At 70.4% G+C, this 23,358-nt stretch carries 20 protein-coding genes; 16 read left to right on the forward strand and 4 right to left on the reverse strand.

Translation table 11 applies throughout. The annotated features are described in order from the left end of the window. Positions 1-45 precede the first annotated feature (45 nt). Together ACWGO0_RS00950 and ACWGO0_RS00955 are read left to right on the forward strand one after the other, a co-directional pair. Positions 46-705, forward strand: a complete 660-nt coding sequence (locus ACWGO0_RS00950) for a DUF5063 domain-containing protein (RefSeq protein WP_453525962.1) — start codon at positions 46-48, stop codon at positions 703-705. Between the two features lie 111 nt (positions 706-816). Continuing rightward, positions 817-2,928, forward strand: coding sequence for a LamG-like jellyroll fold domain-containing protein (locus tag ACWGO0_RS00955; RefSeq protein ID WP_453525965.1), 2,112 nt, complete (start codon positions 817-819; stop codon positions 2,926-2,928). A 58-nt stretch (positions 2,929-2,986) separates the two neighbouring features. On the opposite strand, the gene ACWGO0_RS00960 is transcribed toward ACWGO0_RS00955, so the two are convergent. Further along, the gene (locus ACWGO0_RS00960; RefSeq protein ID WP_453525968.1) at positions 2,987-3,397 is read right to left on the reverse strand and encodes a PPOX class F420-dependent oxidoreductase; all 411 of its coding nucleotides are present in this window, start codon (positions 3,395-3,397) and stop codon (positions 2,987-2,989) included. A gap of 211 nt (positions 3,398-3,608) precedes the next feature. On the opposite strand from ACWGO0_RS00960, the gene ACWGO0_RS00965 reads away from it, so the two are divergent. From ACWGO0_RS00965 to ACWGO0_RS00980, 4 genes are all read left to right on the forward strand, one after another. Next, complete coding sequence (locus ACWGO0_RS00965; protein ID WP_453525971.1) at positions 3,609-4,880, forward strand: aspartate kinase; 1,272 nt, start codon at positions 3,609-3,611, stop codon at positions 4,878-4,880. Beyond that, a complete protein-coding gene (locus tag ACWGO0_RS00970) occupies positions 4,877-5,941 on the forward strand; it encodes an aspartate-semialdehyde dehydrogenase (protein ID WP_453525974.1) in 1,065 nt (354 codons plus the stop codon). The genes ACWGO0_RS00965 and ACWGO0_RS00970 overlap by 4 nt, the downstream gene beginning before the upstream one ends. A 357-nt stretch (positions 5,942-6,298) precedes the next feature. Next, a complete protein-coding gene (locus tag ACWGO0_RS00975) occupies positions 6,299-6,874 on the forward strand; it encodes a SigE family RNA polymerase sigma factor (protein ID WP_453525977.1) in 576 nt (191 codons plus the stop codon). 47 nt (positions 6,875-6,921) lie between these two features. After that, entirely contained in the window at positions 6,922-8,118 is a 1,197-nt protein-coding gene (locus ACWGO0_RS00980; RefSeq protein ID WP_453525980.1) for a hypothetical protein, read from the forward strand. A gap of 49 nt (positions 8,119-8,167) precedes the next feature. Here ACWGO0_RS00980 and ACWGO0_RS00985 read toward each other — a convergent pair whose 3' ends face one another. Then, positions 8,168-8,962, reverse strand: coding sequence for an SURF1 family protein (locus ACWGO0_RS00985; protein WP_453525983.1), 795 nt, complete (start codon positions 8,960-8,962; stop codon positions 8,168-8,170). 51 nt (positions 8,963-9,013) lie between these two features. Then, the gene (locus tag ACWGO0_RS00990) at positions 9,014-10,819 is read right to left on the reverse strand and encodes a S9 family peptidase (RefSeq protein ID WP_453525986.1); all 1,806 of its coding nucleotides are present in this window, start codon (positions 10,817-10,819) and stop codon (positions 9,014-9,016) included. An 88-nt stretch (positions 10,820-10,907) separates the two neighbouring features. On the opposite strand from ACWGO0_RS00990, the gene ACWGO0_RS00995 reads away from it, so the two are divergent. After that, a complete protein-coding gene (locus ACWGO0_RS00995) occupies positions 10,908-11,744 on the forward strand; it encodes a class I SAM-dependent methyltransferase (RefSeq protein WP_453525988.1) in 837 nt (278 codons plus the stop codon). A gap of 101 nt (positions 11,745-11,845) precedes the next feature. On the opposite strand, the gene ACWGO0_RS01000 is transcribed toward ACWGO0_RS00995, so the two are convergent. Further along, the gene (locus tag ACWGO0_RS01000) at positions 11,846-12,640 is read right to left on the reverse strand and encodes an SGNH/GDSL hydrolase family protein (protein WP_453525991.1); all 795 of its coding nucleotides are present in this window, start codon (positions 12,638-12,640) and stop codon (positions 11,846-11,848) included. 276 nt (positions 12,641-12,916) lie between these two features. Here ACWGO0_RS01000 and ACWGO0_RS01005 point away from each other — a divergent pair, with 276 nt between their 5' ends. The 9 genes from ACWGO0_RS01005 (at position 12,917) to ACWGO0_RS01045 (ending at position 23,308) form a co-directional block, all read left to right on the forward strand. After that, positions 12,917-13,822: an aminoglycoside phosphotransferase family protein gene (locus ACWGO0_RS01005; RefSeq protein WP_453525994.1), complete on the forward strand. Its 906-nt coding sequence runs from the start codon at positions 12,917-12,919 to the stop codon at positions 13,820-13,822. Between the two features lie 144 nt (positions 13,823-13,966). Next, the gene (locus tag ACWGO0_RS01010; RefSeq protein ID WP_453525997.1) at positions 13,967-15,865 is read left to right on the forward strand and encodes an APC family permease; all 1,899 of its coding nucleotides are present in this window, start codon (positions 13,967-13,969) and stop codon (positions 15,863-15,865) included. Between the two features lie 224 nt (positions 15,866-16,089). Further along, on the forward strand, positions 16,090-16,179 hold the full coding sequence (gene kdpF, locus ACWGO0_RS01015) for a K(+)-transporting ATPase subunit F (protein ID WP_361896819.1): 90 nt from the start codon (positions 16,090-16,092) through the stop codon (positions 16,177-16,179). A 32-nt stretch (positions 16,180-16,211) separates the two neighbouring features. Continuing rightward, positions 16,212-17,876: a potassium-transporting ATPase subunit KdpA gene (gene kdpA, locus ACWGO0_RS01020; RefSeq protein ID WP_453526388.1), complete on the forward strand. Its 1,665-nt coding sequence runs from the start codon at positions 16,212-16,214 to the stop codon at positions 17,874-17,876. Then, entirely contained in the window at positions 17,873-20,008 is a 2,136-nt protein-coding gene (gene kdpB, locus ACWGO0_RS01025; RefSeq protein ID WP_453526001.1) for a potassium-transporting ATPase subunit KdpB, read from the forward strand. Before kdpA ends, kdpB begins: the two co-directional genes overlap by 4 nt. A 4-nt stretch (positions 20,009-20,012) precedes the next feature. Beyond that, complete coding sequence (locus ACWGO0_RS01030) at positions 20,013-20,678, forward strand: potassium-transporting ATPase subunit C (RefSeq protein WP_453526004.1); 666 nt, start codon at positions 20,013-20,015, stop codon at positions 20,676-20,678. A gap of 198 nt (positions 20,679-20,876) precedes the next feature. Next, positions 20,877-21,155, forward strand: coding sequence for a hypothetical protein (locus ACWGO0_RS01035; RefSeq protein ID WP_453526006.1), 279 nt, complete (start codon positions 20,877-20,879; stop codon positions 21,153-21,155). A 90-nt stretch (positions 21,156-21,245) separates the two neighbouring features. Beyond that, the gene (locus tag ACWGO0_RS01040; RefSeq protein WP_453526009.1) at positions 21,246-21,923 is read left to right on the forward strand and encodes a response regulator transcription factor; all 678 of its coding nucleotides are present in this window, start codon (positions 21,246-21,248) and stop codon (positions 21,921-21,923) included. 2 nt (positions 21,924-21,925) lie between these two features. Next, the gene (locus ACWGO0_RS01045; protein WP_453526012.1) at positions 21,926-23,308 is read left to right on the forward strand and encodes an ATP-binding protein; all 1,383 of its coding nucleotides are present in this window, start codon (positions 21,926-21,928) and stop codon (positions 23,306-23,308) included. The last annotated feature ends 50 nt before the right edge of the window (positions 23,309-23,358 follow it).

The following is a 23,358-nucleotide window of genomic DNA, read 5'->3' on the forward strand; positions in this document are numbered from 1 at the left end:
GGCCCCACTCACCGTTCGAGACCGTGCCTACGGGAGGTCCCCTCGATGTCTGACGCCACGCTGAACTCCGTCACGCAGGACCCGGACGACTTCGCCGTCCAGATCGCGGACCAGATCAAGACGTTCATCGTCGCGGTCACCGAGGTGTCCAAGGTCGAGGAGCCCGAAGAGGCCGTCCCGGTTCTGCTGCTCCAGGTCTCCCAGCTCCTCCTGGCGGGAGGCAGGCTCGGTGCGTACGAGGACGTCCTGCCCGACGAGCGCTACGAGCCGGACCTCGGCCCAGAGCCGGACGCGGACGGCCTGCGCGAGCGCTTCGCGGCCCTCCTCGAACCGATCGACGTCTACTCCGAGGTCTTCGACCCGTACGAGCCCCGCAAGGCCCCGGTCCCGCACCGCATCTCCGACGACCTGGCCGACCTGGTCACGGACCTCGGCCACGGCCTGGCCCACTACGAGGCGGACCGCACGGCCGAGGCGCTGTGGTGGTGGCAGTTCTCGTACTTCTCCAACTGGGGCTCCACCGCCTCCGCCACCCTGCGCGCCCTCCAGTCCCTGGTCGCCCACATCCGCCTGAACCAGCCCCTGGAGGAGCTGGACGGCCTCGACACGGACCAGGACCCAGGCGACGAGGACCTGGCCGAGGAAGCGGGCCGCGTCATGGTCCAGGAGATCGCGGGCCCGCTGGGTCTGCGGCCGGTGAAGTAACCAGGCCGCGCCTGGCCGGCCCCGCGCCGAAACTCCCGCGCCGTTGTCGGCGGCCGTTGCTAGCCTCCCCATGGCTCGTGATTCTCACGGGCCATGGGGAGGGGCATGCGCATGTCGGGGAACACGAAGCACAGATGGGCCAGATGGACGGCGGTGACGTCGCTGGTCGCGGGGGCGGTGCTGGCGGCGCCGGGGGTGGCGGTGGCGGAGACCGCGGTGCCTCCGCAGCCGCTCGTGGGGGACCTCAGCACCTGGGGCAGCCCGTGCGCGGCGGGGGAGAGCCGGCCGTTCATCGGGACCGTGCCCAGCCTGACAGCCCGTCTGTATGCGGGCGGCGACCACCAGCCGGGCGAAGCGACGCGGGTCAGCGGCGAGTTCGAAGCCTGGTGGGAGGGCGAGGGCGGCGCCGAGGAGCGCCGGACGTTCGCCACCGGCATGAGGAGCGACACCACTCCGTTCTCGTGGCAGTTGCCGGCTGAGATCCCCGAGGACACCGTGATCTCGTGGCGTGTGCGGGCGGTCGACGTGGACGGCGGCTCCGCGTCCCCGTGGAGCACCGAGGGCGGGGGCGCTCCCTGCGAGTTCGTCTACGACCGTACGGCGCCGGCCAAGCCCGTCGTCACCTCGACCGACTACCCGGACGACGACACCTGGACCGACGGGGGCGGCGTCTACGGCACCTTCCACGTCGACTCGGCTTCCGACGACGTCGTCTCCTACACGTACCGCTTCCTCGGCGGTCCCCAGCTGACGGCGGCGGCGTCCGGCCCCGATGGGTCCGCGGACCTCCGATACATGCCGCCGGCCGGTGGAGTGTTCACCCTGGAGGTACAGGCGCGGGACAGGGCGGGGAACGGGAGCATCCCGACGAACTACACGTTCCGCGTCGCTTCGGGCCGGACGCCCGCCGCACGCTGGACCCTCGCCGACGAGGCGGGTTCGCGTACGGCTGCCGCTGCGGCCGGACCTGCGGCCCGCGCCGGAATCGGAGCCTCCTTCGGGTCGCCCGCTCCCTCCGGTACGGCTCTTACGTCCACGGTCACCCTCGACGGTACGGGCCACGGCTTCCTGACCCCCGACGCCTCGGTGACAGGGGCGGGGGAGACGTTCGCGGTCGGCGGCTGGGTGCGGCCGACGGCGGTCGACGGCGTCCGCACGATCGCCAGTCAGGACGCGGTCGGCGCGCCGGCGTTCACCCTCGGCCTGCGACAGGAGGACGGTGGCCCGGTGTGGTCGTTCGGCGTCGACGGGACGCGGACGACCGGCGGCCTGCCGGAGGCGGGCGAGTGGGCGTACGTCCTCGGGGCGTACGACGCCGAGACCGGCAAGGCCAGGCTCTACGTCAACGGCCGTGCCGTGGGCGAGGAGAAGGCGGTCACCCCTGTGGCGGCCGACGGAAACTTCCAGATCGGCCGGTCGCGCGGCACTCTGGGCTACCGGGACCGCTGGAAGGGCGAGATCGGCGACGTACGGGTCTACGACCGGGTGGTCGGTTCCGCAGAGATCACACAGCTCGGGAACCGTGCGGCGCAGCTGCGCGGTCACTGGGCCCTGGAAGACGCCCCGGCGGGCATCAGCGCCGAGGCGAGCGGCGGCGAACCGCTGAAGCTGGCTGCGGGCGCCTCGATTTTCCGGGGCGGGGACGACTGCGAGGTGAACCCGGACTGCACGCCGGGTGACTGGCCCCTCGTCGACGAAGGGCACCTGTCCCTGAACGGCACCACCGGGTACGCGGCGACCGAGAAGCCGGTCGTCGACACCGACGACAGTTTCACCGTCAGCGCGACGGTGCGGCTGGCCGACAACGAGCCCGCTCACCCGATGACGGCGCTCTCCCAGGGCGGCGAGCACGGTGACGCCTTCAAGGTCCGCTACACGCCCGCGACGCGGAGCTGGGAGCTGGTGATGTCCCACGCGGACGCGCCGGGAGCTGCCGAGACGGTCGTGTCGCGAGTCGAGTGGCCGGACGGCGGACAGGGCGCTGGACACCGGATCGCCGTGGTCTACGACGACGCGACGGACCGGGTCAAGCTCTACGTGGACGGTTACGTGGACGCGGGGGGAACCGCGGAATTCCATGACGCGTGGGAGAGCAGCGGCGGTCTGCAGATCGGCCGGGGCCGCACGGCCGACGGCTGGGGCGAGTATCTGAACGGCGCCGTCGACCAGGCCCGCGTCTTCGCCGGAGCGGCCACCGACCAGGAGATCGCCGCCCTGATGTAGCGGGAGCGACGATCACACCGCCGGGGTGGTGCCCACATGGGCGCCACCCCGGCGTTCGTCATGCGGTGGCCGAGCCCACCATGTGGTGCGGCGCGATCCGGATCACGACGCGGACCACCTCCGGCGGGAGTGCCAGGTACTCCTCGCCGGCGCCCGGGCCCTCGTACTCCTCCGCGAGGCGGACGGCGAGTGCGCGGCCGGGGTCGGCGGTCACCGTGGCGGTGCCGCGGACCTCGACGTACTGGTCCGGGTCCTTGGGGTCGTACACGGTCAGGCTGACGCGCGGGTCGCGGCGTACGTTGCGGTCCTTGCGGCGGCCCTCGGCCGTGGAGATGACGATGTCGTCGCCTTCCCGGGCGATCCAGACCACCGACGTCTGCGGACTTCCGTCCGCGTTCACGGTGGCGAGCACGGCGGGTATGGGCTCGTCCAGGAGCCTTCGAACGGCGTCGTTCCAAGTGACTGACATGGACATGAGCCTACCCAGGGGGCGGTGTGGGCTGGGACACAAACGGGCGTGGTCCGGCGTTCGGCGGGCAGCAACCCTCTACGAGCAGTTCGGGTCGACGCGCCGGACCGGGTGGTGGGCGGGACATCTCACCATCTGGTAAGGACGAGGCGATTCCGGACTGCTCGTTAAACTGAATCGACCGCACTATTGAATTGAGCGAGGAGCGCACGTGGGCCTTGTCGTGCAGAAGTACGGAGGCTCCTCCGTAGCCGATGCCGAGGGCATCAAGCGCGTCGCCAAGCGAGTCGTCGATGCCAAGAAGAACGGCAACCAGGTGGTTGTCGTGGTGTCAGCGATGGGCGACACGACGGACGAGTTGATCGATCTCGCCGAGCAGGTTTCCCCGATCCCTGCCGGGCGTGAGTTCGACATGCTGCTGACCGCGGGAGAGCGGATCTCCATGGCGCTGCTGGCCATGGCGATCAAAAACCTGGGCCACGAGGCCCAGTCGTTCACGGGCAGCCAGGCCGGCGTCATCACCGACTCGGTTCACAACAAAGCGCGGATCATCGATGTCACGCCGGGCCGGATTCGTACCGCGCTCGACGAGGGCAATATCGCGATCGTCGCCGGTTTCCAGGGTGTGTCCCAGGACAAGAAGGACATCACCACCCTCGGTCGCGGCGGATCCGACACCACCGCTGTCGCGCTCGCGGCGGCGCTGGACGCCGAGGTCTGTGAGATCTACACCGATGTGGACGGTGTCTTCACCGCGGACCCGCGGGTCGTGAAGAAGGCCCGGAAGATCGACTGGATCTCCTCCGAGGACATGCTGGAGCTGGCCGCGTCCGGCTCCAAGGTGCTGCTGCACCGCTGCGTCGAGTACGCACGCCGTTACAACATTCCGATCCACGTCCGCTCGTCCTTCTCCGGACTGCGCGGCACCTGGGTCAGCAACGAGCCGCAAGGGGACCAGCAGGTGGAGCACGCGATCATCTCCGGAGTCGCCCACGACATCTCGGAGGCCAAGGTCACGGTCGTCGGCGTGCCCGACAAGCCGGGCGAGGCCGCCGCGATCTTCCGCACCATCGCGAACGCGGAAGTCAACATCGACATGGTGGTGCAGAACGTCTCCGCCGCGTCGACGGGCCTGACGGACATCTCCTTCACCCTCCCGAAGTCCGAGGGCCGCAAGGCCATCGACGCCCTGGAGCGGCAGAAGGGTTCGATCGGCTTCGAATCGCTCCGTTACGACGACCAGATCGCCAAGATCTCCCTGGTCGGCGCCGGTATGAAGACCAACCCGGGCGTCACTGCGACCTTCTTCGAGGCCCTGTCCGACGCGAGCGTGAACATCGAGCTCATCTCGACATCCGAGATCCGCATCTCGGTGGTCACCCGCGCCGAGGACGTCATCGAAGCCGTGCGCGCCGTGCACACCGCCTTCGGACTCGACAGCGACTCCGACGAGGCCGTGGTCTACGGAGGCACCGGACGATGACGCCCAGCCGCCCTTCGCTCGCGGTCGTCGGTGCGACCGGGGTGATCGGCGGCGTCATGCTCCAGATCCTTTCGCAGCACGCGGATGTCTGGGGCGACGTGAAGCTGATCTCCTCGCCGCGTTCGGCCGGCCGCAAGCTGGTCGTCCGCGGTGAGGAGACCGAGGTCCTCGCCATCGCCGAGGACGTGTTCGACGACGTCGACGTGGCCCTCTTCCTGGTGCCGGACGAGGTGTCCGCCCAGTGGGGGCCGGTCGCCGCGTCCAAGGGCGCCGTGGTCGTCGACGACTCGGCGGCGTTCCGCATGGACGACGACGTGCCGCTGGTCGTCCCCGAGATCAACCCCCATGCCGCCCGGCTCCGGCCGCGCGGCATCGTCGCGTCCCCGCACTCCACGACCCTGTCGCTGATCGTCGCGGTCGGTGCCCTGCACGCCGAATTCGGGCTCCAGGAGCTGATCGTCTCCTCCTACCAGGCGGTGAGCGGAGCGGGCCGTGAAGGCGTCGCCGCACTCCGCGAGCAGCTGTCGCTGGTGGCCGGTACGGAGCTGGGCACCCACCCCGGAGACGTACGGCGTGCCCTCGGGGACGGCGAGGCGAGCCCCTTCGCCGCGCCCGTGGCGCTGAACGTCGTGCCGTGGGCCGGGGCCGATGCCGGGAACGGCTGGTCGTCGGAGGAGCTCGCGATCCGCGAGGAGTGCCGCAAGGTGCTGGACCTGCCGGGTCTGCGGGTCTCCGCGACCTGTGTGTACGTCCCCGTCGTCGCGACCCACTCGATGTCGGTCCACGCGCGCTTCGAGAACGAGGTCGCCGTCGACCGGGCCCACGAGATCCTGGCGACCGCCCCCGGGGTGGTGCTCTTCGACAGTCCGGCGGCCGGTGACTTCCCCACCCCGTCCGATGTAGTGGGCACCGATCCGACCTGGGTCGGGCGCGTGAGGCAGTCGATGGACGATCCCCGGGCTCTCGAAATGTTCATCTGCGGCGATAACCTCCGAAAAGGGGCAGCGCTGAATGTTGCGCAGATCGCCGAATCGGTGGCGGCCGAATTTCCTCGTTCCTGATCGAGCGGGTTTTGTAGGATCTGTGCGTCCCCTGTGAGCAACTAGCAGGTCTGAACCTCTTGAGCTGGGACATTGCCGTATCCGACGATGATCTCCTGGCCTTCTGCAACCGCGAGTCGGGCTGGTGCGTCTATGCCGTCACTCTTGCGTGGTGGGGCGCATGAATGGGGTATTTGGGGAAGAGCAGGTACGTATGAGGGCATGTCGCACAGCGCCAAACGCGGTGGCGCACGCGTACAACCCTGACGGGGGGAAGCGTGTCCAACTGGCGTGGCAGAGGTTCTCGACATCACAGTGGTGGGCCCGTTGCGAGGCGCTTCATTGCGTCCGCTCCGGCGGCCCCGCGCAGCCGGCGGTATGCCGGTGATTGCGCCCATGCCCGCTGCGCGTTCCACTCGGCTGCCTTCGCAGCGCGAGGGCGCTGAGGAGACGGTGGCAGCGGGGACCACAGTCGACCACCTCACCGAGACCTATCGCGCCCACTACCGTTCGCTGCTCGGCCTCGCGGCCCTGCTGCTGGACGACACCGCGTCGTGTGAGGACGTGGTGCAGGAGGCGTTCATCCGCGTGCACTCGGCGCGCAACCGGGTACGTGAGCCCGAGAAGACGCTCGCGTACCTCCGCCAGACGGTGGTCAACCTCTCCCGCTCCGCACTGCGCCGCCGCATCCTCGGTCTGAAGCTGCTCTCCAAGCCGATGCCGGACATGGCGAGCGCGGAGGAGGGGGCGTACGACCAGCTGGAGCGGGACGCGCTGATCAAGGCGATGAAGGGGCTGCAACGACGCCAGCGAGAGGTGCTGGTGCTGCGCTACTTCGCGGACATGACGGAGGCCCAGGTCGCGGAGACGCTGGGCATATCGCTGGGCTCGGTCAAGGCGTACGGATCCCGAGGCATCGCGGCGCTGCGCGTCGTGATGGAGGCGCAGGCATGAGTGGCCCCGAGCACAGGCGTGAGAGCGACCGGACTGGAAACGGAATTGTGAACCACGGGTCGGAGAACACCCCGGACGCCCAAGCGGATGCGCAGCCGGATGTGTCGTCGGACGCGCAGTCGGACGGGCAGCCGGATGGGCAGTCCGAGGCGCACTCGGAGGCGCACTCGGACGGTGCCGAGGCTCGGGGAGGCCCCGCGCCGGAGCCGGTGCCGGAGCCGGTGCCGGACCTGGCGGCCGACGCGGGAGCGGGTCTCGACGAGATCGCCCTGCGCCGCATGCTGCAGGGAGCCGTCGAGGACCTCCAGCCCTCCCACGGCACCCTCGACCACCTGCACCGCGCAGTGCCCGCCCGGCGCGCGCGGCGGCGGCAGGCGGTCGTCGGGGTCGCCGCTGCGGCCCTGCTGATCGGCACCGCCGTCCCCGCGTTCGTGCACGTCGCCAGTTCGGACGGCAGCGCCGGGGTGAACTCCGCCATCGCCGGTCACGGCGAGGAGGCCCAGGGGGGCAGTGGGTCGGAGCCGGGCGAGGAGCACGGCGGCGACGAGGCCCCCGGGCCCGCCGACACGGTGACCGACGGCGGCAAGGGCGAACCCGACAACTCGGCGTCCCCCACGGCGGACGGCGGCACCACGCCCGACCCCGAGGGCATCGGCGGCGTCGCGGACACACCGCGCTCCGAAGAGGCCGCCATGCCCAGCTGCGAATCGAAACAGCTCCGTGCCGTCTCGGCCGAGTCCGGCGAGGCCGGAGCGGACGGCGCGGTGTACGGCACCTTCCGGATCTCCAACATCTCCGGCGAGGAATGCTCGGTGAGCAGCGACGGCTCGGTGGGCGTGCAGGCGATGGGCGCGGCCGACCCGCTCAAGATCCAGGTCGTCCAGCACACCGCGGGTGACCCGGCGGACGGGCTGCCCGACCCCTCGACCGAGCCCGGCACGGTGATGCTGAAGCCGGCCATGGCGTACGAGGTGCGGTTCGCCTGGGTCCCGACGGACACGTGTCCGACGACCGGTCCTTCTCCCAGCCCCACTCCGACGGACGGCGCCGCCGGCTCCACGGGCGAGGGCACGACCCCGACGGACGTGGAAGCGCAGTTCGCCGACGAGGACGGCGGGACCGCGGACGGCAGCATCGCGGTGACGCACACACCGGAGGCCGGGGCCCCGGTGGCGGAGACGAAGATCTCCAACGCCTGCGCGGGCACGATCTATCGCACGGGAGTCCTCACCGCTTCTCCGTGAGGATGTCGGAGCAAAGGACGTCGGAGCTGAGGATGGTGCAGCCGGCGCCTCAGTCGGCGTCGGCCGCGAGTCCCAGCTCCACGTCGCGTGCCGCCTCGGCCTCGCGCCCCATCAGCCGGAACCACATGAAGAGCACGAAGCCGCCGAAGACGAACCACTCGCCGGTGTAGCCGAGGTTCTGGAACGCCTTCAGGTCGAGCCCGCTGCCCTGCGGGGCCTCCGCGGGCACCGGCTTCAGCGCGCTCGCCCCGCCCTGCTCGGCCGCCGCGCCCGACTCGGGCTTCTGGAGCGTGACCCAGGCGTCGTACACGTCGTACGGGACGAGGTTCACCAGCGACGCGGCGCTGATCATGCCGAGCTGGCCCTCGGGCAGCCCGCCCTCGGAGTGCACGCCGTCGGTGCCCGCGTTCTCGGATGCCTGGAGGTCGCCGGTCACGGTGACCTGGCCGGCCGGTGCGGCGGGGACCTCGGTCCGCCCGGCGGTGCCGGGCAGCCAGCCGCGTACGACAGGCAGGGCCTTGCCGCTGTCGGTACGGAGCAGGTTGAGGACGTAGAAGCCGTTACGGTCGTCCAGCTCGCGGCCGGGGACGAGGAACTGCTCGGCGTACGTCCCCGTGGCGGTCGCGGGGCTGCCGGACGTCACCTTGTCGACCGGCAGCAGCGAGTCGAGGGGCTTGGCGGCCCGCGTACCCGGATCGGGCCGCTTCTCGGCCTCCTCGTGCGACTGCACGCGGTCCTCGAAGCGGCCGAGCTGCCAGGTGCCCATGAACACGCAGAACGGGATGGCCAGCACGACGAAGAGGTTGATCCCCCACCATCGCGGGGTCAGCAGGAACCGGTACACCCCTCCACGGTACGGTCCCCGCTCCGCGGCTCCGGAACGGGGGCCCACCCGTCACTCCTGTCCGAGATGCCTGAGTGCGAAGTCCAGCTCCAGACGGACCTGCTTGATCCGTTCCTCCACGACGAGGGAGCCGTGGCCCGCGTCGTACCGGTACACCTCGTGCACCGCGTCGCGGGCCTTGAGGCGGTCCACGTAGTTCTCCACCTGACGGATGGGGCAGCGCGGATCGTTGACGCCCGCCGAGATGTAGACCGGGGCGCGCACCGCGTCGACGTACGTGAGCGGGGAGGACGCCTCGAAGCGCTCGGGCACCTCCTCCGGTGTGCCGCCCAGCAGCGTGCGGTCCATCGCCTTCAGGGCCTCCATCTCGTCGTGGTACGCCGTGACGTAGTCGGCGACCGGAACGGCTGCCAGGCCCAGGGCCCAGGATTCCGGCTGCGTACCGAGACCGAGCAGCGTCAGATAGCCGCCCCATGAGCCGCCGGCCAGGACCAGCCGGTCCGGGTCGGCGAGACCGGACTTCACCGCCCAGTCGCGGACGGCCGCGATGTCCTCCAGCTCGATGAGCCCGACCCGGTGCTTGAGCGCGTCCGTCCAGGCGCGGCCGTAACCGGTGGACCCGCGGTAGTTGACCCGTACGACGGCGAAACCGTGGTCCACCCAGGCAGCCGGGCCGGAGGCGAACGCGTCGCTGTCGTGCCAGGTCGGGCCGCCGTGGATCTCGAAGACCGTCGGGAACGGGCCTTCGCCGGTGGCGGGCTTCTGGACGAGGGCGTGGATACGGCCGCCGGGGCCGTCCACCCACGCGTCCTCGACGGGCACCGAAGCCGGGGCCTTCGCACCGGGCGGGTCGAGGACCACGGCGCCGGTCGTGGACCGGACGACCGGCGGCTGCGCGGCCGAGGACCAGAGGTACTCCACGGTGCCGTCCGGGCGGGCCGTGGCGCCCGACACCGTGCCCGCCGGGGTCTCCACCCTGACCGGCTCCCGCGCACCCGGCTCGTACCGCCACAGCTCGCTGCGGGCCTCGAAGCTGTGCTCGACGAGCAGCGCGGAGCCGTCCGGATACCACTCGGCGCCCGCGTCGCCCGGAAGGTCGATCGGGAGGTCCGTCTCGGTGCCCGCGACCGGGTCCCAGATCATCGGCTCCCAGCGACCGCGCCGCTGGTGCCCGACGAGCAGCCGGGTGTCCCCGGCCACGGGGGCGAACCCCAGCACGGCGAGGCCCAGCTCCTTCGTGCCGCCCTCGGTGTCGTCCAGCTCGGCGACCGTGGAACCGTCCGGCCGCACCACACGCAGCGCGGAGTGCATCGCGTCCCCGTGCTCCGTGTGCTCCAGGGCGATCAGCGTGCCGTCGTAGGAGAGGTCCCCGACCCCCGCGGACTCCCGGTGCCGGTAGATCTCGACGGGCGCGCCGGAAGGCCGTACGACATGGATGGTCGTGCCCTCCTCGTCGGTCGACCGGCCGATCACCGACGTCCCGTCGCGGCCGATGGCGAGACCGGCCGGATAGGAGGGTTCGAGGCCCGGGGCGGCGGGCTCGTCCTCCCCCTGGGCGCCGTCGAAGGGCTGGCGCATCCACACACCGAACTCGTCACCGTCGGTATCGCTGAACCACCAGATCGTCGAGCCGTCGGGGGTCAGCAGTCCGTCGGTCGTCCCGTTGGGCCGGTCCGTCACCTGGCGTTGCTGCCCGCTCGCCCGGTCCCAGGCGTAGAGCTCGTACGTCCCGGTGGCGTTGGAGACGAAGAGTGAGCGGTCAGGGGCGTCCTCGGCCCAGTCGGGCAGGGACACGCGGGGCGCGCGGAAACGCTGCTCCCACTCCGGCGTGGACGAGGCGTTCTGTGTGTCGCTCATGCCCCCATCCAACCCGATCGGCCGCCACGGCCGAGTGGCCTGTGGATAACTGTTCGCGCGGCGCCCGGCCTGTGGGTAACTTTCGGGCATGCATGCACCGACTCCGGACGACTGGCAGGACGCCAACCGCGCGCGCTGGGACGAGCGGGTGGCGATACACGCGGCGAGCGAGTTCTACGACCTCGACGCGTTCCGCGCGGGGAAGGACGCGCTGCGGGACTTCGAGCTCGCGGAGGTCGGCGACGTCACGGGAAAGTCCCTGCTGCACCTCCAGTGCCACATCGGGCTCGACACCCTCTCCTGGGCCCGGCACGGCGCCGCGCATGTGGTCGGCCTCGACTTCTCCGAACCCGCCGTGGAGACCGCCCGCGGGCTGGCCCGGTCGATCGGGCTCACCCCGGACCGCGCGGCGTTCGTCGCCGCCGATGTGTACGACGCGGCGGAGGCCGTCCCCGACTCCTCGTACGACATCGTCTACACCGGTGTCGGCGCGCTGAACTGGCTTCCCGACATCGAGCGCTGGGCCGAGACCGCCGCCTCGCTCGTCGCGCCCGGCGGCTTCCTGTATCTCGCGGAGTTCCATCCGCTGACCGACGCGCTGGACGATGCGACGGGCTCCCGGATCACGTACGACTACTTCAGCCGCGACGCGTGGGTGGACGAAACGCCGGGTACGTACACCGACTTCGACGCTCCGACGATCCACAACCGCAGCGTCGAATGGCAGCACCCGGTGGGCGAGGTCGTCTCGGCGCTGGCCTCGGCCGGGCTGCGCATCGAGCTGCTGCACGAGCACGACGCCTCGCTCTTCCCGCGCTTCGGCACGCTGGAGCGGAAGGGCGACGGCTACTACCGCTTCCCGGCGGACCGTCCCCGTATCCCGCTCATGTACTCGGTCAGGGCATCACGCCCACTCGACGGCTGAGTACGGGAGTGTATGGAGAAGCGGCGGTCACCGGAACGAACTCCGGTGACCGCCGCATCCCTTTGGGGAGGACCCCGTGGGGGAGGGTGTGGGACTGTGCGTTACGCGGCCGAGCGGAAGGCCGGCAGATATCCGCCCGCCTGCCCCGTGGCCTTGGGGTGGTACGAGTTGTAGACCGGAATCGACACGCTGTGGATCCAGGCGTCGCCGGAGCACAGCTCGTGTCCGGTGAACTCGTCCACCACGCTGGAGAAGGTGAACCCGGCATCGGCGGCCCGCTTGGCGGTGACGTCGTTCAGGATGTCCGACGCCCTGTTGATCGCCCCGCGCTCGGTCTCGGTGAGCCCGGCGATGCAGTTGCCCGAGAGCTTGTAGAAGCGCGGGTAGCCCAGCACCACCACACGCGCCTGCGGAGCCCGCGAACGGATGCCGCTGTAGAGCGAGTCGAGGCGCCCCGGCAGCACGTTCTCCACCTGTGAGATCGCCGCGTTCACGCTGTTCACGCAGGTGGCCTCGCTCGACAGGACGCAGTCCTGCATGACGCTCGCGAACCCGACGTCATTGCCGCCCGCGGTCACGCTGACGAGTGCGGTCGACGAACTCAGCGCGCCCAGCTGGCCGCTGGAGACCGAAGACGTCGTCGCCCCCGAGCAGGCGACGAAGGCGAACGACGACGGGGAGTTCGCGGCGGCCCAGAGGTGGGGGTAGGCGTTGGTGCTGCGCCGGCAGTCGCCGCTGTCGGAGAGGTAACTCCCGGCGCCGACGCCGGAGGAGTAGGAGTCGCCGAGAGCGACGTAGCCGCCGGCGGCCGCCGAGGCCGGAGTGGCGGCGCCCAGCGCGGCGACGGTGGCGATGGCGAGAGTGGAGAGGGATGCCCAGATTCTTCGTACTGACATGGCTGCCAGCCCTTCGAAGTGTGGGGGGTGGGTGGGGATTTGGTGGGGCGCCCCAGTTTCTAGCAGCTCCCGGTACTCGCCGGTAATGCCCGCGCAAGAAGTCGTCTGATATGCCCGAATGATCGTTCGGGAGTCGTAGCTCCGCGCGTAGATAAACCTCGAAGAGCCCCTGAAATGAAGGCAGTTGGGGTTACGTGGGGTGTAAATCGTTTGAACGCCGACGGTGGCGGTCGTACCGTTCCCCGCCGGACGGACGACACGAAAGAAGGCCCCCGCATGACGGGCACGAAGATGCACGCCGACGAAGTCGACATCGACGCCCCACTGGTCGGCCGGCTGATCGCGGCGCAGTTCCCGCAGTGGGCGCACCTCCCCGTCACCGCGGTCCGCTCCGCCGGTACGGACAACGCCATGTACCGGCTGGGCGACGACATGGCCGTACGGCTGCCGCGGGTTCCCGGAGCGGCGGGGCAGGTCGCCAAGGAGCAGCGCTGGCTGCCGCACCTCGCCCCGCACCTCCCGCTGGCCGTGCCGGTCCCGCTCGGGCTGGGGCGGCCGGACGAAGGCTACGAAATGCCGTGGTCGGTCTTCGGCTGGCTGGAGGGCGAGAACGCCCACGACACGCCCCTCACCGATCAGCCGCACGCCGCCGTCGAGCTGGGCCGCTTCGTGACCGCGCTGCGCGCGGTCGACGCCACCGACGGCCCGCCGTCCTTCCGCGGCGGGCCGGTCAGCACCCGCGATCCGGAGGTCCGCGCCGCGATCCGCGACCTGGGGGCGGACGGCACGGTGGAAGCGGACGTCGCGACGGCGGCGTGGGAGTCGGCTCTCCGGCTCCCGCAGTGGGAGGGCGAGCCCGCCTGGCTCCACGGCGATCTGCTGCCGGTCAACGTGCTGGCCCGAGGGGGACGGCTGGCGGCCGTCATCGACTTCGGAGCGGTCGGCACAGGCGACCCCGCCTGCGACACGATGGCGGCCTGGACCCTGCTGCCCGCCGGCTCCCGCGGCCTGTTCCGGGAGGCCGTCGAGGTGGACGACGCGACGTGGGCGCGGGGGAGGAGCTGGGCGCTGGCCTTCGGCCTCATGGCGGACCACTACTACCGGGTCAAGAATCCGGTACTGGCCGCGGTCGCCCGGCACTCGGCGGCCGAGGCCCTCGACGACTTCCGCCGGGAGGGCTGACGCGCGGACGGCCGATCACGGACCGCCGCGTCAACGAAGCGTGAAGAGATCACCGTCAGGCGCAAGGAACGCGCCAGGGGGGAGGGGGAGCGGCCGGATCGGAGCACACGCTGAGCGGACCGGAGACCGAAGGAGACCGCCCCCATGTCCGCTCCGATCAGCGAGGCCGATCAGTCCCTCGCGACCACAGCCGCCACAGGCGCCAAAGCCACCGAAAGCACCACACACGCCGCCGACGAACCACCCGATACCGGCGCCCGGCACAAGCTGACCGTCGTCACCGGTCTCGCCGCGCTGTCGCTCGACGCGATGGCGTCGGTGGCGTACGGGCCCGAGGCCATCGTCCTGGTCCTCGCGGCGGCCGGCGGCTACGGCCTCGGCTTCACACTGCCGGTGACCCTCGCCATCGCCGCCCTGCTGGCGGTGCTCGTCGCCTCGTACCGCCAGGTCATCGCCGCCTTCCCGGACGGCGGCGGCAGCTACGCGGTCGCCAGGGCGCACCTGGGCCCCCGCACCAGCCTCGTCGCGGCGGCCTCCCTCGTCCTGGACTACGTCCTCAACGTGGCCGTCGCCGTCACGGCCGGCGTCGCCGCGCTCACCTCGGCCGTCCCCGAGCTGTACGGCGACCGGCTGTGGATATGCGTCGGCGTACTCGTCCTGATCACGGCCGTGAACCTGCGCGGGATCGTGGACTCGGCCCGCGCGTTCATCGTGCCCACGGCCGTCTTCATCACCTCCATCCTGGTCCTGATCACGGTCGGCCTCTTCCGTGACGGCCCGGTCTCCACCGAGGCCGCCGCCGGTCACGCGTCCGTACTCGGCGACAACGCCACCACCGTCGGCGCCCTGCTCCTCCTGAAGGCGTTCGCCTCCGGCTGCTCGGCCCTCACGGGCGTCGAGGCGATCGCCAACGCGGTGCCGTCCTTCCGCGCCCCGGCCGCCCGCCGCGCCCAGCGCGCCGAGATCGCGCTCGGCGCAATGCTCGGCGTGATGCTGATCGGGCTGTCCGTCCTCATCTCCCGCTTCGGCCTCCAGCCCGTCGAGGGAGTCACGGTCCTCGCCCAGCTCGCCGACGCCTCCCTCGGCCACAACTGGGGTTTCTACGTCATCCAGTTCGCGACCGTGGTGCTGCTCGCGCTCTCCGCGAACACGTCCTTCGGCGGCCTTCCCGTCCTGCTGAAGCTACTGGCCCGAGACAACTACCTGCCGCACGTCTTCGGCCTGAAGGCCGACCGCCAGGTGCACCGGCACGGCGTCCTCACCCTCGCCGCCGTCTCCGCCGCGCTGCTCCTCTTCTCCGGTGGCGACACCAACACGCTCGTCCCGCTCTTCGCGATCGGCGTCTTCGTCGGCTTCACGATCGCGCAGACGGGCATGGTCATCCACTGGCGCCAGGTACGGGGCCCGCGCTGGGCGGCCAAGGCGCTGCTCAACGGGCTCGGCGCGCTGCTCACGGGCGTGAGCGCGGTCGTCGTCACCGCCACCAAGTTCCATGACGGCGCGTGGCTGATAGTCGTCGCCCTCCCGCTGCTGGTGGCGGCGTTCGAGCTGGTGCACCGTGCGTACGCGAGGATCGGTGAGCGCCTCGGCGTCGGCCGCGTACCCGAGGCCCCGCACCGGGACCGGTCGCTCGTCCTCGTACCCGTCTCGTCCCTGACCCGCCTCACCAGCGAGGCCCTGACGGCTGCGGTGTCCCTGGGTGACGAGGTCCGCGCGGTGACGGTCTGCTTTCCGGACCCCGAGGACCGGGAGCAGACGGAGGCTCTGGAACGCGACTGGGCCCTGTGGAACCCCGGTGTCCCCCTCGTGCGCGTCTCCTCCGCCCGCCGCACGGTCGGCCGCCCCATCGCCTCGTACGTACGGGAGATCTCGGCCGCCGAACCGGCCACCCGGATCACCGTGCTCATCCCCGAGGCCGAACCGGCCCACGTCTGGCAGCGGCTGCTGCAGAACCAGCGCGGCGCCGTGGTGGCCCAGGCCGTCCGCCGCGACACGGAAGCGGTGATCTGCCGGCTGCGCTTCCGGCTGTCCGACCTGCCGTGAGTGCCTGCGCCGCCCTCGGGCCGTAGGGGAAGCATCAAGAGCGCCCCGCGATTCGTATGGGACCCGTTAACGGGAGTCGCACCGCTCTGAAAAGGCGCTTTCCTCGGAATGTCCGAGAATCCGTTCTTCACTCAGGAGCTCACGATGGCCGACATGGCCTTCGTCGTCACCACGATCGCGGTCTTCGCGCTGGTGGCTCTTATAGCCAGGGGGGTGGCGAAGCTGTGACCGCCGAGAACATCGTCGGCCTCGTCGTGGCCGCCGCCCTGCTGGGCTACCTCGTGCTCGCCCTCGTCAAGCCGGAGAGGTTCTGACTGTGACATCAGTCGCTGCCGCTCCGGGGGATATGAGTCCTGTCCTCGCTGGACTGCTCCAGCTGCTTGCCCTGGTCGTCGCGCTGGGGCTGGCCTACCGCCCGCTCGGCGACCACATGGCCCGTACCTACTCCTCGGACAAGCACCTCCGTGTCGAGAAGTGGATATACAAGGCCATCGGAGCCGACCCCACCACCGAGATGCGCTGGCCCGCCTATCTGCGCGGTGTCCTCGCCTTCTCCGCGGTGAGCGTCCTCTTCCTCTACCTCATGCAGCGCGTGCAGGGCTCCCTGCCCGGCTCGCTCGGCTTCTCCTCGATCGACCCGGACCAGGCGTTCAACACCGCCGCGTCGTTCGTCGCGAACACCAACTGGCAGTCGTACTACGGCGAGCAGGCCATGGGCCACGTCGTACAGACCGGCGGCCTGGCGGTGCAGAACTTCGTCTCCGCCGCCGTGGGCATGGCGGTCGCGGTCGCTCTCGTACGGGGCTTCGCCCGCGCCCGCACCGGTGAGCTGGGCAACTTCTGGTCGGACCTGGTGCGTGGCACCGTACGCATCCTGCTCCCGATCTCCGTGATCGGCGCGATCGTGCTGGTCGCGTGCGGCGCGATCCAGAACTTCGCGGGGATCCACGAGGTCGGCCAGTTCATGGGCGGCACACAGCAGTGGAACGGCGGCGCGGTCGCCTCGCAGGAGGTCATCAAGGAACTGGGCACGAACGGCGGCGGTTACTTCAACGCCAACTCGGCCCACCCCTTCGAGAACCCCAACGCGTTCTCCAACCTCTTCGAGATCTTCCTGATCCTGGTCATCCCGTTCGCGCTGACCCGCACCTTCGGCAAGATGGTCGGCAGCGTCAAGCAGGGTTACGCGATCCTCGCCACGATGGCGACGATCTGGATCGCCTTCACTCTCCTGATGCTGTGGACCGAGTCCGCGCACAACGGACCGGCCTTCGACATCGCCGGCGGCGCGATGGAGGGCAAGGAGACCCGCTTCGGGATCGGCGGTTCGTCGATCTTCGCGGTGGCCACCACTCTCACCTCCACCGGTGCGGTGAACTCCTTCCACTCCTCGTACACCGGCTTCGGCGGCGGCATCACGATGCTGGGCATGCAGCTCGGCGAGATCGCGCCCGGCGGTGTCGGGTCCGGTCTGTACGGGATGCTGATCATGGCGATCATCGCGGTGTTCATCGCCGGTCTGATGGTCGGCCGTACCCCCGAGTACCTGGGCAAGAAGATCGGCACTCGGCAGATCAAGTTCGCCGCCTGCTACATCCTCGTCACCCCGGCGCTGGTGCTCTGCTTCACCGCCGCTGCGATGGCCCTGGACACCCCGTCCAACTCGATGACCAACTCCGGTGCGCACGGCTTCTCCGAGATCCTCTACGCGTACACCTCGGGCGCCAACAACAACGGATCGGCCTTCGCCGGTCTGAACGCGGACACGCAGTGGTTCAACAGCACGATCGGTATCGCGATGCTGCTGGGCCGGTTCCTGCCGATGGTGTTCGTGCTGGCGCTGGCGGGATCGCTGGCCGAGCAGACCCCGGTCCCCGAGACGGCGGGCACGCTGCGTACGCAGAAGCCGCTGTTCACGGGTCTCCTGGTCGGCACGATCATGATCATCACCGGTCTGACCTACTTCCCGGCGCTCGCGCTGGGACCGCTCGCCGAAGGGCTCGCGTCATGAGCACCGGCACTCCGACCGGCACTCCGACCGGCACTCCGACCGGTTCCGCCACCCACGCGCCGCACCAGGACGCCCCCACCGGTCACAAGGACGGGAGCGGCAAGGTGGGCGGGGGTCTGTTCGATCCCAAGATGCTGATCAAGGCGCTCCCCGACGCACTGCGCAAGCTCGACCCCCGGGTGATGATCAAGTCGCCCGTGATGTTCGTGGTGCTGATCGGGTCCGTACTGACCACGGTCTTCGCCCTCAAGGATCCGGGCGACTGGTTCGGCTGGGCGATCACCGCCTGGCTGTGGCTGACGACGGTCTTCGCCAACCTGGCCGAGGCCGTGGCCGAGGGCCGCGGCAAGGCGCAGGCCGACACGCTCCGCAAGGCCAAGACGGACACGGTCGCCCGCCGGATCATCGGTGCGAACGAGGAGCGGGTGCCCGGCACCGAGCTGCGCATCGGCGACCTCGTGGTCTGCGAGGCGGGCGACATCATCCCCGGCGACGGTGACGTCGTCGAGGGGGTCGCCTCGGTCGACGAGTCGGCGATCACCGGCGAATCGGCCCCGGTCATCCGGGAGTCGGGCGGCGACCGCAGTGCCGTCACCGGTGGTACGAAGGTGCTGTCCGACCGCATCGTCGTCAAGATCACGACGAAGCCCGGCGAGACCTTCATCGACCGGATGATCAACCTGGTCGAGGGCGCCTCCAGGCAGAAGACGCCCAACGAGATCGCGCTCAACATCCTGCTCGCGTCCCTCACGATCGTCTTCCTGCTCGCGGTCGTCACGCTCCAGCCGTTCGCCACGTACGCAGGCGCCCGGCAGTCGATGATCGTGCTGACCGCGCTGCTGGTCTGCCTCATCCCGACGACGATCGGGGCGCTGCTCTCGGCCATCGGCATCGCCGGCATGGACCGGCTGGTCCAGCGCAACGTCCTGGCGATGTCCGGCCGCGCGGTGGAGGCGGCCGGCGACGTCTCCACGCTCCTCCTCGACAAGACCGGCACCATCACCCTGGGCAACCGTCAGGCGTCCGAGTTCGCACCGGTCAAGGGCACCACGGAGGCCGAACTCGCCGACGCCGCCCAGCTCTCCTCGCTGGCCGACGAGACCCCCGAGGGCCGCTCGATCGTGGTCCTGGCCAAGGAGAAGTACGGACTGCGCGAGCGGCACCAGGGCGAGCTGAAGCAGGCCGAGTGGGTGGCCTTCACCGCCCAGACCCGGATGTCGGGTGTGGACATCGACGGGCGCAAGGTGCGCAAGGGCGCGACCGGTTCGGTCGTCGCCTGGGTCAAGGAGCGTGGCGGCAGTGTCCCGGAGGACGCCCAGGCGCTCACCGACCGGATTTCACAGGCTGGTGGCACGCCGCTGCTGGTGGCTCTGGAGGATGCGGAGGGCGCCCGGGTACTGGGTGTCATCCACCTCAAGGACGTCGTGAAGGAGGGCATGCGGGAGCGGTTCGACGAGCTGCGCCGCATGGGCATCAAGACGGTCATGATCACGGGCGACAACCCGCTGACCGCGAAGGCCATCGCCGAGGAGGCGGGAGTCGACGACTTCCTCGCCGAGGCGACGCCCGAGGACAAGATGGCCCTCATCAAGCGGGAGCAGGCGGGCGGCAAGCTCGTCGCGATGACCGGTGACGGTACGAACGACGCCCCCGCGCTCGCGCAGGCCGACGTCGGCGTGGCGATGAACACCGGCACCTCGGCCGCCAAGGAGGCCGGGAACATGGTGGACCTGGACTCCAACCCCACCAAGCTCATCGAGATCGTCGAGATCGGCAAGCAACTCCTGATCACCAGAGGCGCGTTGACGACGTTCTCGATCGCCAACGACGTCGCGAAGTACTTCGCGATCATCCCCGCGATGTTCGCGGTCGTCTACCCGGGCCTGGACAAGCTCAACGTCATGGACCTGTCCTCGCCGGAGTCCGCGATCCTCTCCGCCGTCATCTTCAACGCGCTGATCATCATCGCGCTGGTGCCGCTCGCCCTGAAGGGCGTCCGGTACAAGCCCACGAGCGCCGACAAGATGCTTCGCCGGAACCTCGGGATCTACGGACTCGGCGGCCTGGTCGCCCCGTTCATCGGCATCAAGATCATCGACCTGCTCATCTCCTCCATTCCTGGAATCGGCTGACGCCATGAACAACTCCCTTGGAAACACTGCCCGGATGCTCGGCGCGGGACTGCGGGCCCTGCTCGTCCTGACCGTGATCTGCGGGGTCATCTACCCGCTCGCCGTCACCGGCGTCGCCCAGGTCCTGTTCAACGACAAGGCGAACGGCTCCGAGATCAAGTCCGACGGCCGGGTCGTCGGCTCCGCCCTCATCGGCCAGCGCTACGACGTACCCCTGAAGGAAGGCGAGGAGACGGCGGCCCCGGACCTGAAATGGTTCCAGCCCCGCCCGTCCAACGGCCTCGGCTCCAACAGCGTCAACACCCAGTACGCGCTCATCCTCTCCGGCGCCACCAACCGCTCGGGAGACAACCCGGACCTGATCCAGTGGGTCAAGGACGCCAAGGCGGCCGTGGTCAAGGACAACTCGACCGCCGGCTACAAGGTGAAGCCCCAGGACGTGCCGGCCGACGCCGTCACCTCCTCCGGCTCGGGCCTGGACCCGCACATCTCCCCGGAGTACGCGGAGCTCCAGGTCCACCGGGTCGCCGAGAAGAACGACCTCGACGTCAAGCAGGTCGACAAGCTCGTCGCCGACCACACCTACGACCGGGCCCTCGGCTTCATCGGTGAGCCCCGCGTCAACGTCCTCCAGCTCAACATCGCTCTCAAGGAACTGACCAAGAACTGACGGTCTTACGAGCACCACGCGGGAGCCGGCGGGCCAAGCAACGTACAAGGCCCGCCGGCTCCCGCGTGGTGAGGCACGGTGACCGCCGAGGACACCCTCGGCGGACGCCACGAGGTAACCGTCGACTGTCCGCTCCGGCGGCACCGTGCCTACGCTTGATGTGGCGACGCGGCCCGAGGCGCCGCCGGGAGGCGACCCATGAGACAGCGCCATCACTTCCACATCGACCACGCGGGCCACTCGGTCAGCGCGACCGTCCAGACGGGCCACACGGTGGCGGTGGAGGTGCTCGTGGACGGCAAGGAGACGGGGTACGCCACGACGCACGGCGACCGCCCGGTCACCGTACACATCGAGCTCCCGACCGACCCGCCCACGGCGGCGTCGGTGCACGTGGCCGCGGGCCCCGGCATCCCCAGGTGCCTCTTCGAGGCTCCGGGGACCCAGCCCCACGTGATGTCGCCGCGCATCTACTGAAGCGCATCTAGTGACGCGCGCCTCCACTGAGGGGCCCGACACCCACCCGCGTTCAGCGCAGGTTCAGGTGCCGAGGGCCACAATCGGGCCATGCGGGTTCTGGTCATCGAGGACGAGGAACGGTTCGCCGAAGGGCTGCGCAACGGCCTGGAGGCGGAGGGCTTCGCCGTCGACATCGCACTCGACGGTACGGACGGCCTGTGGCGGGCCCGCGAGAATCCGTACGACGCGATCGTCCTCGACATCATGCTGCCCGGCCTGAACGGCTACCGCGTCTGTGCGGCGCTGCGCGCCGAGGGCAACTGGACACCGATCCTGATCCTCACCGCCAAGGAAGGCGAGTGGGACGAGGTCGAGGGTCTCGACACCGGCGCCGACGACTACCTGACCAAGCCCTTCTCGTACGCCGTGCTGCTGGCCCGGCTGAGGGCGCTGCTGCGCCGCGACCCCCGCGAACGGCCCGCCGCACTCGCCGCCGGAGATCTGCGGCTCGACCCGGCGGCCAGGGAGGTCTCGCGCGGTGGAGTACGCGTAGAACTGACCGCCCGCGAAATGGCGTTGCTCGAATTCCTGCTGCGCAGGAGCGGCGAGACCGTGTCCAAGCGGGAGATCCTCGCGCACGTCTGGGACGACGACTTCGAGGGTGACCCGAACATCGTCGAGGTGTACGTCCGTCACCTGCGCAACAAGCTCGACCGGCCCTTCGGGCGGGCCGCGATCGAGACCGTGCGAGGCAGCGGATACCGGCTGGCTCCGGACGGGGGCTAGGGATGGCGTTCAGGCACGGAGTGAGATTCCGGTCGACCGTGGCGGCCGTCCTGGTCGTCGCGGTGGGACTGCTCGCGGGAGCGGTGGCCCTGGTCGCGCTGTTGCGGGCCGAGCTGACCGATGACGTACGGCAGGCGGCGCGCACCCGCGCCGAGCAGGTGGCCTCCGTCATCGAGTCGGGGCGCGGGGTGCCCTCGCTGGCCGTGGCCGACCGGGAGGAACAGTTCATCCAGGTCCTGGACGCCGGGGGCGCGGTCGTGGCGTCCAGCGCGAACGTCGAGGAGCTGCCCGCGCTGGCCGCCCCGGGCGGGGACGGCGAGTCCCGGGTCACCACACCGCTGGACGAGGACGAGTTCCTGGTGGTGGCGGTGGCGGCCGACGATCCGGGCGGCCCCGGAGGCGAGCGGACCGTCCTGGTCGGGCGGGCGCTCGTCGCCGTCGCCGAATCCACGCAGATCGTCACCCGGCTGCTCGTGGCCGGGCTGCCGCTGCTCCTCCTCCTGGCCGCCGGGGCCACCTGGATGGCCGTCGGGCGCGCCCTGGCCCCGGTCGCGGCGATCCGGTCGGAGGTGGAGGCGATCTCATCGGCCGAACTGCACCGCCGGGTGCCCCTGCCGAACGGCCGCGACGAGATCGCACGGCTCGCCGCCACGATGAACCGCATGCTGGACCGCCTCGAACGCTCCCAGAGGGCCCAGCGGCGCTTCATCTCGGACGCCTCGCACGAGCTGCGCTCCCCGGTGGCCTCCATCCGCCAGCACGCCGAGGTCGCGCTCGCCCACCCCGGCAGCACGACCCAGGAGCGGCTCGCCGGGACCGTACTCGCCGAGGATCTCCGCATCCAGCACCTGGTCGACGACCTGCTGCTCCTGGCCCGCGCAGACGAGGACGCGCTGCGCCCGCAGCTGCACCCGGTCGACCTGGACGACCTGGTCCTGGACGAGGCACGGCGGCTGCGCGCGACTGCGGCCGGGCTGCGCGTCGCCACAACCGGCGTATCGGCTGCGCGGCTCGAAGCGGACGCGCAGGGTCTGCGCCGGGTGCTGCGAAACCTGGGCGACAACGCTGCCCGGCACGCCCGTACGCAGGTGGTGTTCGATCTCGCCCAGCGGGGGGACGGCCGGATCGTGCTCGGGGTCGAGGACGACGGGCCAGGGGTGCCGCCCGCCGACCGGGAGCGTGTCTTCGAGCGCTTCGTACGCCTCGACGACGCACGGGCCCGCTCGGGGGAGGCGGCAGGCGGCAGCGGCCTGGGGCTGGCGATCGTCGCGGAACTGGTGGCGGCGCACGGCGGCACGGTCAGTGTGTCCGGGAGCGCCTTCGGAGGAGCCCGCTTCGAGGCGTCGTTCCCCACCACCGAACACCCCGCTGAACACCCCCACTAAACACCCCTGCTGAACGCCGATTCAGCTTCGTTCAGCGTCCCTTCAGCGCC

The organism is Streptomyces sp. NPDC055749 (genome assembly GCF_053617235.1).